Genomic DNA, 13,910 nt, shown 5'->3' on the forward strand with positions numbered 1-13,910 from the left:
GACCGCAGCGACGAAGCTCACCGTTCCGCGCGAGCGAAGCTCACAAAACGGATATGTTAGGCGAGTGACGGGCCGGGCCGACCATCCGGGGGGACGATGAGCACGATTCTCCTCGTGGAGGACGATCCGGACATCCGGCACCTGGTCAGCTACAAGCTCGGCAAGAGCGGTCTGACCGTGGTTGCCGTTCCGGACGGGGTCGCTGCGCTGCGCGAGGTCCGGGCCAACCCGCCCGATCTGGTGCTGCTCGACGTCCGGATGCCGCGCATGTCCGGCATCGAGGTGTGCCGCGAACTGCGATCCGGGCCGCTCCCCGACGTGCCGATCATCATGTTGACCGCCCGGTCCCGGCCGCAGGACCTCGAACAGGGGTACGCCGCCGGCGCCACCGACTACATCGTCAAGCCGTTCAGTCCGCGGGATCTGCTGGAGCGCGTGGAGGTCGCACTGGCGCGGGTGGCCGGCTGATGCTGCAGGTCTTCACCATCGTCATCGCGGTCCTCGCTGCCATCGTGGCCGCGTCGTTGCTCGCCATCGTCGCGGTCCGGGTGACCCGCCGGATCAAGGACAACGAACGCGCCCGGCTCGCCGAACAGCCGCGCAAAGCCCTGCTCGCCTTCGTCGCCGACAACGGCGAGGAAGGCAGCGACGACCTCGTCGCCATCCCCGACGATGCCTGGCGCGCCGCCGAGCCCCACGCCCTCGCCCTGCTCGGCAAACTCCGCGGCGAGGCACACCTCGGACTGGTGTCCGTGTTCCTGCGCCGGGGCGCCGCCCGCAGCGCCCTGCACGGACTGCGCTCGCGGAGCCCGGTCAAGCGGTCCCGGGCCGCCCAGGTGCTCGGTGACCTCGAGGTGCGCCGGGCCGTCCCCGAGCTGTGCCGGCTGCTCACCGACCGCTACCCCGAGGTGCGCGTGGTCGCCGTACGCGCGCTCGGTCGGATCGGCGACCCGGCCGCGGCCTGGCGCATCATCTCCAGCCTGGACCAGCCTGATCCGATCCCGTCGCTGCTAGCCAGCCACACCCTCGCCCAACTCGGCCCGGAGGCTGAGGTGACGCTCTCCGCCGCGCTGGACCACCCACAGGCCCGGGTCCGCGCGGTGTGCCTCGACGCCCTCGGTCTGCTCGGCGCCACCGGTTCGGTGCACCGCATCGCTCGCATCGTCAACGAGGACTCGCACCTCGACGTCCGGGTCGCCGCCGCCACCAACCTGGGCAAACTTGGCACGCGCACCGCCCTCGAACCGCTGACCCACGCGCTGCGCGATTCTCGGCCCACCGCCCTGCGCTCCGCCGCCGCCAAAGCGCTCGGGGACCTCGGCTCGCCGTCCGCGGTGCCGACATTGGCAACCCTGCTCGGTGACGACGCCTACCAGGTCGCGCACGAGGCCGCCCACGCGATGCGCCGCCTCGGCAGTAAAGGACTGGACGCGTTGCGTGAGGTCATTGAGGACGAGCGGGCCAAAGCCATCGCGATGGGCGCGGGCGCACACGCCCAACGTTCCCCGGCAGCGTGCCACGCCGAGGAAGCGCTCGCGCTGGCCGGCGTGCTGCGCGGCGAAGACCAACGGGTCGGAGCCGCGCGGTGACGGAAGTGGTGCGCGCGGCGCTGCACTACACCGATGTCGCGATCTTCGTGTACTTCATCGCGCTCAACAGCAGCTACCTCGTCCTCATCGTCCTGGCCGGCATGGAGTTCGGCGAGCACCTGCGGCGGCTGCCGTTCTCCGGTGCCGACGACATGTTCCGCAGCCCGCTCACCCTGCCCGTGTCGGTGATCGTTCCCGCACACAACGAAGGCCCGGGCATCGTCGCCGCGGTCCAGGCGATGACCGCGCTGCGCTACCCCCGCTATGAAGTGGTGGTCGTGGACGACGGCTCCTCCGATGAGACGTTCGAGCTGCTCCGAAAACGGTTCGACCTGGTCGCTGTGCCGCGGGTGGTGCCGGCCGAGGTGCCATACAAGTCGCAGGTGTTGTCCGTGCACGTGGCCCGGGACAACCCGGAGACACTGACCGTGATCCGCAAAACCAACGGCGGTAAGGCGGACGCGCTCAACGTCGGCATCAACCTGGCCCGGCACCCGTTGGTCTGCATGGTCGACGCCGACTCGGTCCTCGACCCGGACGCCCTGCTGTCCGTAGCCAAGCCGTTCGGTGACGACCCACTGCGCGTGGCGGCCTGTGGCGGCGTCATCCGGATCGCCAACGGCTGCAAGGTAGTCGGCGGCCGCGTCGTCGACGTCCGGATGCCCAGCTCCTGGCTGCTGCGGATCCAGGTCGTCGAATACCTGCGGGCCTTCCTCATGGGCCGCAGCGGCTGGTCCCGGCTCGGTGGCCTGGTGGTCATCTCCGGCGCGTTCGGCCTGTTCCGCCGCGACCTGGTGGTCCAGATCGGCGGCATGGACGCGGAGACCATCGGCGAGGACGCCGAACTGGTCGTCCGCCTGCACCGTCACCTGCGTAAAGCCAAAGCCGACTACCGGGTCATCTTCGTCGCCGAGCCGGTTTCCTGGAGCGAAGCCCCGTCCAGCCTCAAGGTGCTGGGTCGGCAGCGGCGGCGCTGGCACCGCGGCATCGCCGAGATCCTCACCAAGCACAAGGGCATGATCGGCAACCCGCGTTACGGGCGGATCGGACTCGTCGCCCTGCCGTACTACGTCTTCTTCGAGCTGCTGGCGCCGTTCATCGAGCTGGCCGCCGTGGTGTTGCTGCCGCTCGGCCTGTGGGTCGGCGCCGTCGACGTCGCCTTCGCGTGGCGGTTCGTGTTGGTCGCCTACGGCTACGGCCTGCTGGTCAGCCTCACCTCGCTGTTCATCGAGGAGATTTCCTTCCACCGCTATCCGCGCTGGTCGGACGTCGCCCGGGGCGTCATGGCCGCGATCCTGGAAAACTTCGGCTACCGCCAACTGCTCGCCGTCTGGCAGGTCCGCGGTGCGGTCGGCGCGTGGCGCGGCGGCAAGGCCCAATGGGGCACCATGCAGCGCGAAGGCTTCAGTGGCGCCGACGCCGAATCAGCGGAGATGGTCGGCGCCGGCCGGGGTTGACTTCTCTTGCTCCGGGCTGCCGGTCTGCGGGTGGCGCAGTCCCGGATGGTCGTCGGGCAGGCTGCGCCGGATCACCCACCAGCTGACGGCCAGGCAGGCGGCGACCAGCGGCCAGGTCAACGCCACTCGCGCCACCCCGAGCGCGACCACGGCGTGCGCGGCCCACAGCGGCACAAAAACCGCCAACCGCACGACATACTGCAAAACCCAGATCCAACTGCCTCGTCCGTACGCCCGCAGCAGCGCAGGATCGCGCCGCCACCGCGTCTTCTGCCCCAGCACCGCTCCCACGATGAGGCCGAGCAGCGGCCACCGGATCACGATGCTGACCGCCCACAGCAACGCGGACGCGGCGTTGGTGACGATCTGCAGCAGAAAGAAGTCTTCGGCACGGCCGGTGCGCAACGCCACCAGCGCGGCCACGCACACCCCGAGCAGCCCGACCAACACGGCCCGCGGCCGGTCACCGTTGCGCAGGCGCACGCCCGCGACGATCAGTGCCGCCACCAGCGCGGCTGCCGCACCCGCCCAGATCGAGTGGCCGAACGCCAGCCAGCCGGCCACGAACACCGCGGGTGGCACGGTCGCATCGAGCGCGGCCCGGCGCCCGCCCAGCAACTCGGCCAGCGACTCCGGTTCCGCCACGTCCCACCCCGCTCTCGAAGTTAGGACAGCCTACCTTCTGCCGGCGCGCGGCTCACGCCATGGTTTCGGTGTCCGGATCATGGGTTCGTGGTCGGGTGTGGTCGTCGGCTGGCGGCGGGGGAATGCGGGCGTCACCGCGGCCAGGATGGCGATGCCGAGCAGCCAGCCGGCGATGACGTCGCTGGTGAAGTGCACGCCGAGGATGACGCGGCTGACACCGGTCCCGACGGCGACCACGACGGCCACCGTCCAGAGCAACCAGCGGCGCCGGACCACCGGGAGGAGGACCAGCAGGAAGATACCGGCGGCGAGGGTGGCATTCAGCGCGTGACCGGACGGGAAGGAGAGGCCGGTCGCGCGGGCGACCGGGTCCAGCAGTTCGGGGCGGTCCCGCCCGAAGAGCAGTTTCAGCCCTGCCCCGAGCAGGCCGCCCGCCACCATGGTGAGTGCCGCCCAGAGCGCGGTCCGCCGATCCTGCCGCCGCAACAGCCAGCCGACCAGCAGCAGCACGGCGAACCGCAGCGGGAACGGGGCGAAAACGTTCGTCCACCACACCGTCACCTCGACCCAGCTCGGATGGGTCAGCGCCCACCGATGCACCGCTGTGGTGATCGTGGTGTCCGACTCGTGCAGTGGTGCCCACCTGGTGCCGACCAGCAGGCCGAGCGCGCCGAAGGACAGCAGCACGCCGATCGCCCACGCCACGGCGCGGGTCGGTCGGCGGCCGGGTTTCATTGTTGTCTCCTACCCGGTCAGCGCACTGCTATCCCTGTCAGACGCTCGATGATCCGCCGCGATCGCACCCGGATGGGTCTGACGACTTTCGGACAGTTTCCCCGACGTCATGCGCGGCTATCCTGGCGCCTCCGAGGGTGCACGGGAACGGCGCCGCCTGGCGGTCCTGAAGGGATCAGATGGATGACTGCACTGACCGTGCCGGAGCTCGACGGCCAGCCACTGACCTTGATTCCCGAGGAGCCGGCGAGCCGAGGGTCGGAGCAGGAAGCGGACCCGGAGCTCCTCGCCGGCCGGATCAGCCTCGGCGGCCCGCTCTCCGTCCTGCTCACCGAGGACGGCATCGGTGACGCAGACGGCAAGGTGTTCCTGAAGGCGGAGGCCGGCGCCTACGACTATCGGCTCATGCACCTCTCGCTGACCGTGACGGACGCGGCGGAGGCCCCGTTCGAGACGATCACGTTGGCGGTCACCCTCTCCTCCGGCGGCGGCCCGGTCGTGGCCTGGTCGATGGCCCCCGAGCGGATCGTCGACACCGCCCACCTCACCCGCTCCTACAAGCTCGGCCCGCAGCTCAGCATTGCCGGTGTCGACGCCTCACTCGGCGGAATCGAAGGTTCGCGCAGCCGCGAGTCGGCCGAGGTGCTGGTCGAGGCGCTGCGGCCGCTGCGTGCCGACCCGGCCTGGCTGATCCGCCGGGGCGGTCAGGTCCCGGTCCGTGGCCTCTACCGGTTCGCGATGGTGGTCCGCGCCCCGCACGGTCGCCAGGTCGAGACGGAGATCGTGGTCAGCGCCGCGGTACGCCAGCGCCGACTCTTCGGTTACCGGCTGGCCCGACCGGTGGTCGTGCCGCTGGGCTGATCGTCAGGTCCCGCTTTCGTGGCGGGTCGCGGTTCCAGCCCCTCGGGAGCGGTGCCACCGGAGTGGGCCGGGGTGCAGACTCCACCAGACGCGGCGCCACCAGGACCGACTTTGCCGCAGCGCCTCGGCGTAGGCGACCACCTGACTGCCGGCTTGCTGCGCCTGCTCGCCGGTAGCCGCTCCCGGTGCGAACGCCGCCGTGTTGACGGCCGTTACCAGCTCGCCCAGCGCCGGCAGCTCGGCGCCCACCTCCGGCGCTGCGGGCCGCAGCGCCGGCACCCCGCCCACACCATCCGACGAGTCCACAGGGGATGGTTCTTCCCGCCCCCGGTCAACGGGCCCGTCCGTATCGGAGCTGTGCGCCTGGACAGGCCGGTTCTTGCGCCGGCGGGTGGCCGCGGACCGGGTGAGGGCCGTGGCGGCGAAGGCGGCGGCCTCGGTAGCGGCCAGGTGGGTGGGGACCGGGCGGCCAGCAAGGCGCAGGGCGTCAGTGAACTCGTGCCACGCGCCGGTGATGCGGGCCTCGGGGCTGCCCACTGACAGGCGGCGGCGGCGCAGACCTCGGCGCATCGACACGACGGTGGCTGCTGCGGCGACCAGCAGCAGAAGGGTGGCGCTGCCCGTACCCGAAACGACGGCGACGGGGGACGGCCCGGTCCGGGCCGCGGGCGGGGGAGCAGCCACGGCCGGAGGGATGGAAGCGGTCGACGGCGTCGGCGCGGGCGGCGGTTCCGAGGTGGGCGGCGCGACGGTCGGCTTGGGGGTGAAGTCGGCCTCGACCGGACGGGGCTGGTCGCTCTTGGGCATCGGGTCGAACGCCACCCAGCCCAGATCGTCGAACAACACCTCCGGCCAGGCGATGGCGTCGCCGCCGGTCACCGGGCCGCCGGCCTTCGGCGCGTCGAAGCCGACAACCACCCGAGACGGCAGGCCGGTAAGCCGGGCCAGCAGGGCGAAGGACGCCGCGAACTGTTCTGATGTGCCGCGCTGACCGCCGCGGTCCCGCGGGCCGACGAGGAAGAACGACAGATTCGGGTACGCATGCCCGCTCGGCGCGTCGGCCACCACCCGGTAATGCTCGGCGAGGAACTGCTCGATTGCCGCCGCCCGGTCGTACGCGCCGCCGTTGCCGTCGGCCAGTTTTTCGGCGAGCCGCTGGATCGAGTCGGGCACGCCTGGTCCTACCGTGAGGAACCTTGCCACCGCAGCACCAGCCGGGGCATCGGCGGTGGGCAGCAGGTTGACGTCCGGCTCCTGCACGTCCGACGTGACCGTGTACCGCAAGCCGGGTCGCAGTTCCTCGGGCCGGATCACTGTGCCGGTCGTCGCGTCGTACGCGATGCGGGTGCCGGCCACGCCCGCCGGGGTCGGCAGGACCGGCAGCAGCCGCCCGGTCAGCTGCTGCACGGTGATCTCCTGGGTGACCCGCTGGACCGGCACGTCCGGCAACAGCGCTGCCGGCGGCAGGACCCGCCCCGCGTTGCGATAGGTGGCGCCGACCCGCCAGGTGATGCCGTCGTAGTCGGGCAGCACGGCCAGGCGCAGCCGCACCTGCTGAGTGCCCGGCGCGGACGGACCCACGTCCAGCAGCTTCTGGTCCCGGGCGAGCGCCCAACCCGATATGCGGTTCAGGGGGCTTTCGTCGAGGCTGTCCACGCGGGGCGGTTCGACGTACCGTCGCGGGTCGACCGGTGTCGCGGTGACCTGGCCGCCGACCCACGGGCCGAGGGCGGCGATCAGCCCGGTGAGGACCACCAGGCCGGCGGCCGCTCCGGCCAGCGCGCGGCCCCGCACCGCGGCGCGGGTCTGCGCCGGCATGTCGTCGAGCGGCGGCGCGTTCGCGGGGCGTGCGCTGACGGCCAGGGCCGCGACGACCGCGACCGCGAAGGTCAGCGTGGGCCAACCGGCGCTGTCCGCGTTGGGTCCGACGACATACAGCACCCCGGCATACAGCGCCGCCGCGGGCAGGCAGCCCAGCAGGACCCGACCGGCCCGGACGGCCACCTCGGTGCCGGCGAGCCCGGCCAGCCAGGCGGCGACCACCGCCACGATCACCGTGTCCGGAGTGGCCTCGACCGGGATCATCGCGGTCAGCAGCCGCGGAATGCCGTTGGTCAGCGCATCGGAAATGATCTCCGGCAGCGGGCCGGTGAGCGCCGCCCGCTCGGCGGTCACCGTGAGTGCCCACGCGGCATACCCGGCCAACCCGAGCACTGACAGCGGCGCGACCGTCCACGAGGGTAACCGCCGCGCGGCAACCCCGATCCCCACGGACCCTAGCGCCGCCCCGGCCACCAACTGCACCACCAGGTCGTCGGCATAGATCCGTCCCAGCACCACCCCGGAGAGCGAGATCAACACCAGCAGAGCGACGGGTACGACCGCAGCCCGCAGCCACCTCACCATCCCCGCACCCCGTCCCAGGCCGCGGCGAACTGTTCGCCGTCCGCAGCCTCGATGACGATCAGCGCTCCGCCGGCGGCGACAGGCGCGGCATCCCGGTCGCCGAACAGGCCGGCGATCACCACCGGGTACGGGCCACGCAGGGCGCCCACCGTGCCCAGATCGGTGCGGCCACCCGGCCCGGTGAGGTAGACGAGCGTGTCGCCCAGCCGGCTTTGGCGCAGGCTGCGGACGGTGCGGGTGAGGTCACCGTCGCGCAGCGCGGCCTCGGTCAGGACGTCGAGATACGGCCCGGCGGCGGGACCCGATGTCAGGTGCAGGACGACAGGCAGGTCCTCGCGTACGGCCGCAGCGATGATCGACGCCGCGGCCTCACAGGCGGCCTCGAACGACTCGGCGGTGCCGTCGCGTCGGTCGGGGTGGGCAGCGGCCCGGTCGTCGAGCAGCACGACAATCGTCGGTTCGCTGGTGTCGAGCTGCTCGCGGACCATCAGCTCGCCGACCTTCGCGGAACTGCGCCAGTGCACCCGGCGCAACTCGTCGCCGACCACGTACTCCCGCAGCGAGTCGAACGTGATTGTCCCGTGTGGCACCTTGTCGATCCGCCCGTCCAGACTGCGCGCCATCCCCGCCGGTACGGCACGCAGCAGGTGAATGCGCGGATGCACCCACACGGTCGTCGTGTCCCCGTACGCCCGGGACAGGGTGAGCAGTCCCAGCGGATCGGTGCGCGTCACCCGCAGCGGCCCGACCGGCACCACCCCGCGCCGGGTGGTCGGCACGGGATAGTCGACGGTGGTGTCGCGCCCGGGCCGTAACCGCAGCAGCGGCACCGGCACCGTGGCGGCACCGCACCGGTCGGTGGCGACCAGGTTGGCGGCCCGCAGCCGGCTGGTGTTGCGCACGGTCACCGTCATCGCGGCGGGTGCGCCGCGGGGCACCCGGTCTGGCTCGGCGACACGGTCGACGCCAAGTCGTGGCCGCCACAGCCCAAAGCCGACGGCGCAGAGTATGGCAATGGTGGCGGCCCCGCCGAGCAGAGCAAGGTCGGGATATCCGTAGGCGAACCCGGCCGCGAGCAACGCAACCGCGGCGAGGACGACGCCTGCGCCCCGACCGGTGATCCCGCCGCCGGAGGAACGGATTTTCACGCTCCGGCGCGCTGATTGTCGGGCAGGGGGACGGGCACGCCGCGGACGGCGTCGTCGAGGACTTCGGTGGCGGTGACGCCGCGGAGTTGGGCGTCGGGGGAGAGCAGCACCCGGTGCGCGAAGACCGGATGCAGGAGGGTCTTGAGGTCCTCCGGCAGGACGAAGCCGCGGCCGTTGATCAGGGCCCAGGCCGACGCTGCCCGGGTCAGGGCGATCACGCCGCGGGGGCTGACACCGACGCGAACCTGCGGGTGGTCGCGGGTCGCGGCGGCGAGTCGGACCGCGTACGTGTAGAGCGGGTCGGCGATGTGCACCCGGGCCGCCATGCGGACCATCTCGCCGACGGTGGCGGTGTCGGTGACCGGTTCCAGGGCGTCGGGGGAGCGGCGGGCGGCGCCGCGCAGCACTTCGACCTCGACGTCTTCGGCCGGGTATCCCACGGAGAGCTTGACCAGGAAGCGGTCGAGCTGAGCCTCGGGGAGCCGGTAGGTGCCGTCCATCTCGACCGGGTTCTGGGTGGCGACCACCAGGAACGGCTGCGGCACCGGGTGCGGTACGCCGTCCACGGTGACCCGGCGTTCCTCCATGACCTCAAGCAGCGCCGACTGGGTTTTGGGCGAGGCCCGGTTGATCTCATCGGCGATGACGATGTTGGCGAAGACCGGTCCGGGGTGGAACTCGAACCCGCGGGTGCCCTGGTTGAAGATGGTGACGCCGGAGACGTCGGAGGGCAGCAGGTCGGGCGTGAACTGGATCCGCCGCCACTGGCCTTTGACGGCGGCGGCGAGCGCGCGGGCGAGGGTGGTCTTGCCGACCCCGGGCACGTCTTCGAGCAGCACGTGTCCCTGGGCGAAGAACGCGGCCAGGGCGAGGCGTACGACGTCGGGCTTGCCCAGCACCACGGTGCCGATCCGGTCGGCGAGCTGCGTCGCGATGCCGGCGAAGGCCTGCACATGCTCGGGCGGAAGGTGTTCGGAGCTCACGGGTTTACGTCCTCAGCAGGTGGGCAGGTCGTTCACATCGTCGCCGCCGTCGAGGTTGAGCCACGCGAACGGGATGTAGTTCTTGCCGTCGTAGTCGACCTGGATCCACCAGGTGGACTTCTTGCGGTTGTTGTAGATGTAGGAGTCGATCTCCTCGCCTTGCTTCTTGCAGAACGCTTTCAGCCGGACGCCGTTCTTGACCCAGCCGACCTGCTTGTCGTTGTCCTGCCGGGTGACGCTGAAGATCTCGTTGCCGTTGCGGCCGTCGCGGTCCTCGTCGCAATACGTGGCAGTGTCGCCGTTCTCGCCGTTCTTGCAGGTCGCCGTGCCGAACAGGGCGTTGGTTGTCTGGGTCTTCTTGTTCGTCACCGCTCCCGCGGCGTTCGTCGCGGTGACCGTGAAGGTGTAGTTCGTGCTGGGCTTGAGTTTGCCGACCTTGAGGCTGCTGCAACTGCCGGCGGCGGTGCCACCTCCGTTGGATGCGGCGATCGAGCAGGTTGCCGTGCCGCCGCCCGCATCGACGGTGAAGGTCACGGTGGCGGTGTCGAAGGTCGCCGACGACCCGGTGATCGTCACCGTGGGCTTCGCGATGGTGCGGGCGGTGGCGGATCCCGGCTCGCCTTCGCCGGCCTCGTTGACCGCGCGGACCTCGACCGCAACGGTCTCGCCCTCGCCGAAACCGTCGAGCGTGACGCCGGTGCCGGCGGTGACCTCGGTGGTGCGGCCCTGGGCGACGACGAGGTACTTCCCGATCGGGCGGCCATTGTCGGCCGGGGCGGTCCAGGTCACGCTGATCGTGCCGGGCTTGTCGCCGACCGTGGCCGCGTTGACGCCCTCGGTCCGGCCGGGCCGGGTGAACGGCACGACGCTGGTGCTCACCGGGGACGCCGCGGACCCGGCGCCGCGCTCGTTGATCGCGGTGACGGTGAAGGCGTACTGCTTGCCGTACTCCAGGGCGCCGTTGGCGATGGTGAGCGACGTGCCGTCCTTGGTTTCGCCCGCGGGGGCGCTGCCGCCTTCGCTGATCGCGGTCACCGTGTAGCGCTCGATGTCGATTCCCTGGCCGTTGGCTGCGGGCCAGCTCACCACGACAGTGCCGTCCGGCTTGGCTTCGGCGGAGACGGCGGTGGGCGCGTCCGGCACTTCCGACGTCGGCTTGACCGTGTTGCTGCTGCGGCTCGGACCATCGCCCTTCTTGTTCACCGCGTGCACGGTGAAGCGGTAGGTCTCACCGTTGGTCAGCCCGGTGACGTCGAGTGAGCGCTGGTCGGCGCCCACCGTGGCGGTCTTGCCCGCCCCCTCGACCACGTAGCGGGTGATCGGGGCGCCGTTGGCGGCAGCCGCCTGCCAGGTCACCCGTGCCTGGGCGTTGCCGGCCGCGGCGCGCACGTTGCCCGGAGCCCCCGGCTCGGTCACCGGCGGCTTCTTCGGCTTCGGTGGCGGCGGGGGCGGCGGCGGCGGAGTTGGCGGTGTGGGCGGCGGGTCGCCACCGAGAACGTCGTCGGCATATTTGTCGACCACCCGCACCGCGTGGGCGCCGTCGACCACGCGGGCAGTGGAAGTGCCGGGCGCGTTGATGAACAGGTAGTTCTCGCGCACTTCGAGTTCGAGCGGGCCGCCGGGTTTTTCGATGCCGATGTCCTCGCGGACGGCGCCGGACTGGTCGAAGACGTGCACGGTGCCGGTGGCCTCGTCGGCGACGTAGAAGAAGCCTTCCCACGCCACTGCCGCTTGCAGCTCCGCGCCGTTGCCGGGGACCGGGAAGTCGGCGGTGGTGCGGCCCTGGCTGACCCCGTACACCCGGCGGGAGTCGGGAACGGTGACCGGGACGACGTCGCCGTCAGTGTGCGTCGGCAGTGTCCCGGGACCTTCCAGCGGCAGAGTGACGGTTTCTTTGACCTTGCCGCGGATGGTGGTGAGTTCGTTGGTCGTGCGGTTGAGCACTGCCACACCGTTTTTCAGTGTGGAGATGGCGAGGTCGTGGCTGGCCTGGGCGACCGACTCGGTGCGGACGAGAGCGGGGCCGGCGGCTTGGCCGCCCGCCCCGGCCTGATCCGGCGTCGCCCCGGCCGGGCCGCCGTGTCCGGTTGCCGGACGTTCCGGTCCGGTAAGCGCCGCGCCGGCGCCGGAGCCGTTCGTGCCGGCCTCGTCGGGCAAGGACGCGGGAGTAATCGCGGACACGGTGCCTTCGCTGGGCACGGCGATCCACAGGTTGCCGGCACCGTCGAAGGAGCCACCGGTGATGCCGGGCGGGAATCGCAGCGACTGACCGACCGGGGTCAACGAGCGCGGGTCCAGCTGGCGCACCTCGCCCTGGACGGTGTCGACGACAAACGCGGCGTCGTCGTCGAGCGCGACCCGCACCCCGAGGCCGGACGTGGTTTGCGCGGACGCCGCTTCCTTGAGGGAAATCAGGTCCATGGTGCTGATCAGTCCGGTGTGGACATCCCGCAGGATGACGAAACGGTCGTTCTGGGTGACCTGGACCTGATGCCCGCGGGCGCGCGGCACGTCGACCCGGGTGTCGACCCGGGCGGTGACGCCGTTGACCCGAGCGGCTTCGCCCTTGGTCCGGCTCCACACCCAGGATGCGGCGTCGAAGCTGGCGACGGCCTGGTCGGCGGCGCCCAGCCCCAGCACGGTCAGTCCGAGCCCGGCGACGAGGGCCAGCACCGTGCCGACGGTGACGAGACCACCCCGCCCGCGCCATCGGCTGCGTCGCATGGTGACGGCGTCCTCACTGGACGCTCTCGCACTGCCCACGAGCCGTATTCCTCTCCCTGCGCGGTCTTGGACCCTCCGGACGCTGGACATCATAGGTCGCGGTGCAGTGCCGTGCGACGCTCAGCAAGTTACCTAAGTGCATATTAATGATCGCCCAGCGTGATCATCTGCCGCTGCGCGTCGGCTGCCCGCTGCTCTCCGTGCGGCCCGTGCACACCTGCGGTGAGCTGGCGAACTGGCTCGAGCTGTAGACGGCGACCACCGCGAAGCAGTAGTCCAGCCTGGTGTTCAGGCCGTTCAGGTCGAAGGACAAGGTGGTGGGTCCGACCTGGCCCATGGGTTTGAGCTGTTCGCCGCGCCGCCCGCCGGTCACCAGGAAACTCGTCCGACCGTTCGCCGGATCCGACCAGCGGAGTCGCACCGACGATCCGTCATCGCGCAGCTGCACGTCGGTGGGTGCAGGACCGCTCAAAGTGGGCACATCGGATTCGTCACTCTTGTCGTCGCCGGGCCGGGCCAACACCAGAACCAGCGCGGCCACCGCGATGATCACGCCGAGCACCGCGGCGATCGCCGCGAACAATGCCGGCGACCTTCCTGAGTACGCCGGTTTGCCGCTGCCCTTCGGTGCAGGTGGAGCCGGGGCGGCTGGTCCGTCGAAAGCCGCTCGCTGCTGCGGCACGCGGACCGCGTGCTGAGCGGCTTCGGCGGCGGGCTCGCCTGGGGAAGCCGAGTGGGGCTGGGCGATTTCCGCGGCGGGCTGTGTCGGGAAAGTCGAGTAAGTCGGATTCTGCGGAGCGAGGTGAGGTGGGCGAGTGGAAAGCGGGGGGTGTGGAAGCCGTGGAGTCGGCTGGGGTGCGGGCGGCCCGTTAGGAAAGTCGTCGCCCAGGTAGGAGCGGGCCTGGGTGACCGCCCAGTGGTCCGGGCCGAGGGTGGCCGGGCCGTGGGCGGCGACGCGACCGAAGGCGCGGCGGGCTTCGTGCCGGTTTTCCATTTCCGCCGCGATCGTGCCCAGGTCGAACGAGATGCTCAGCATGATCGGGTCGGCGTCGCCCAGTCGACGCTGGCCCGCTGCGTAGGCCTCTTCGAGGACGCGTCGCGTCGACGACTGGTCGCCTGCCTGTCGGTGCAGGGAAGCGAGCTGTTGCTGGGTTGCCAGCACCTCGGGATCGTCCTCGCCGAGGTCGGCTTTGCCCAACCTGACGACGTGCTCCAGCAGTGCCCGGGCCTGCGCGACGTCGCCGGACTCGGCGAGCGCCTGGGCGCGTTGCCGAGGAATGAGGAGGGGCGACGGCTGCGACACCCAGCCATGCTGCCTGGAACCGGCCCGCTCCGCCAGTTCCTGAGCGTCCGGCCCGGTGA

The 13,910-nt window shown here is 71.2% G+C and carries 11 protein-coding genes; 4 read left to right on the forward strand and 7 right to left on the reverse strand.

Annotated features, from left to right (window positions below):
* Nucleotides 1–96 precede the first annotated feature (96 nt).
* From ACIA1L_RS07280 to ACIA1L_RS07290, 3 genes are read left to right on the forward strand one after another with little or no spacing between them, the layout of a single operon-like run.
* Nucleotides 97–468 carry a response regulator transcription factor gene (locus ACIA1L_RS07280; RefSeq protein ID WP_396071620.1) on the forward strand — a complete coding sequence of 124 codons (372 nt, stop codon included), beginning with the start codon at nucleotides 97–99 and terminating at the stop codon, nucleotides 466–468.
* Nucleotides 468–1,589 carry a HEAT repeat domain-containing protein gene (locus tag ACIA1L_RS07285; RefSeq protein WP_396071621.1) on the forward strand — a complete coding sequence of 374 codons (1,122 nt, stop codon included), beginning with the start codon at nucleotides 468–470 and terminating at the stop codon, nucleotides 1,587–1,589. The genes ACIA1L_RS07280 and ACIA1L_RS07285 overlap by 1 nt, the downstream gene beginning before the upstream one ends.
* Nucleotides 1,586–3,046, forward strand: coding sequence for a glycosyltransferase (locus ACIA1L_RS07290; protein WP_396071623.1), 1,461 nt, complete (start codon nucleotides 1,586–1,588; stop codon nucleotides 3,044–3,046). The genes ACIA1L_RS07285 and ACIA1L_RS07290 overlap by 4 nt, the downstream gene beginning before the upstream one ends.
* Here the strand turns inward: ACIA1L_RS07290 and ACIA1L_RS07295 are convergent.
* Nucleotides 3,014–3,691 (reverse strand): DUF3159 domain-containing protein, encoded by a 678-nt coding sequence (locus tag ACIA1L_RS07295; RefSeq protein ID WP_396071624.1) that lies wholly within the window; start codon nucleotides 3,689–3,691, stop codon nucleotides 3,014–3,016. The genes ACIA1L_RS07290 and ACIA1L_RS07295 overlap by 33 nt on opposite strands.
* A gap of 30 nt (nucleotides 3,692–3,721) precedes the next feature.
* A complete protein-coding gene (locus tag ACIA1L_RS07300) occupies nucleotides 3,722–4,426 on the reverse strand; it encodes a phosphatase PAP2 family protein (RefSeq protein WP_396071625.1) in 705 nt (234 codons plus the stop codon).
* A 183-nt stretch (nucleotides 4,427–4,609) separates the two neighbouring features.
* Between ACIA1L_RS07300 and ACIA1L_RS07305 the strand changes: the two genes are divergently transcribed.
* Nucleotides 4,610–5,287: a hypothetical protein gene (locus ACIA1L_RS07305; RefSeq protein WP_396071626.1), complete on the forward strand. Its 678-nt coding sequence runs from the start codon at nucleotides 4,610–4,612 to the stop codon at nucleotides 5,285–5,287.
* A 3-nt stretch (nucleotides 5,288–5,290) separates the two neighbouring features.
* Here ACIA1L_RS07305 and ACIA1L_RS07310 read toward each other — a convergent pair whose 3' ends face one another.
* From ACIA1L_RS07310 to ACIA1L_RS07330, 5 genes are all read right to left on the reverse strand, one after another.
* On the reverse strand, nucleotides 5,291–7,693 hold the full coding sequence (locus tag ACIA1L_RS07310) for a DUF3488 and transglutaminase-like domain-containing protein (RefSeq protein ID WP_396071628.1): 2,403 nt from the start codon (nucleotides 7,691–7,693) through the stop codon (nucleotides 5,291–5,293).
* Nucleotides 7,687–8,841, reverse strand: coding sequence for a DUF58 domain-containing protein (locus tag ACIA1L_RS07315; protein WP_396071629.1), 1,155 nt, complete (start codon nucleotides 8,839–8,841; stop codon nucleotides 7,687–7,689). Before ACIA1L_RS07315 ends, ACIA1L_RS07310 begins: the two co-directional genes overlap by 7 nt.
* Complete coding sequence (locus ACIA1L_RS07320; RefSeq protein ID WP_396071630.1) at nucleotides 8,838–9,824, reverse strand: AAA family ATPase; 987 nt, start codon at nucleotides 9,822–9,824, stop codon at nucleotides 8,838–8,840. The genes ACIA1L_RS07315 and ACIA1L_RS07320 overlap by 4 nt, the downstream gene beginning before the upstream one ends.
* A gap of 12 nt (nucleotides 9,825–9,836) precedes the next feature.
* Complete coding sequence (locus ACIA1L_RS07325) at nucleotides 9,837–12,548, reverse strand: fibronectin type III domain-containing protein (protein ID WP_396071631.1); 2,712 nt, start codon at nucleotides 12,546–12,548, stop codon at nucleotides 9,837–9,839.
* 163 nt (nucleotides 12,549–12,711) lie between these two features.
* The gene (locus ACIA1L_RS07330) at nucleotides 12,712–13,851 is read right to left on the reverse strand and encodes a tetratricopeptide repeat protein (protein WP_396071632.1); all 1,140 of its coding nucleotides are present in this window, start codon (nucleotides 13,849–13,851) and stop codon (nucleotides 12,712–12,714) included.
* Between the last annotated feature and the right edge of the window lie 59 nt (nucleotides 13,852–13,910).

Source organism: Actinoplanes sp. NPDC051859 (genome assembly GCF_044452725.1).
Taxonomy (GTDB): domain Bacteria; phylum Actinomycetota; class Actinomycetes; order Mycobacteriales; family Micromonosporaceae; genus Actinoplanes.

Excerpts from the sequence above, each read along its gene's own strand:
- ACIA1L_RS07280 (WP_396071620.1), top strand. The coding sequence starts at position 97 with ATGAGCACGATTCTCCTCGTGGAGGACGATCCGGACATCCGGCACCTG.
- ACIA1L_RS07325 (WP_396071631.1), bottom strand. The coding sequence starts at position 12,548 with ATGCGACGCAGCCGATGGCGCGGGCGGGGTGGTCTCGTCACCGTCGGC.
- ACIA1L_RS07310 (WP_396071628.1), bottom strand. The coding sequence starts at position 7,693 with ATGGTGAGGTGGCTGCGGGCTGCGGTCGTACCCGTCGCTCTGCTGGTG.
- ACIA1L_RS07285 (WP_396071621.1), top strand. The coding sequence starts at position 468 with ATGCTGCAGGTCTTCACCATCGTCATCGCGGTCCTCGCTGCCATCGTG.
- ACIA1L_RS07305 (WP_396071626.1), top strand. The coding sequence starts at position 4,610 with ATGACTGCACTGACCGTGCCGGAGCTCGACGGCCAGCCACTGACCTTG.
- ACIA1L_RS07300 (WP_396071625.1), bottom strand. The coding sequence starts at position 4,426 with ATGAAACCCGGCCGCCGACCGACCCGCGCCGTGGCGTGGGCGATCGGC.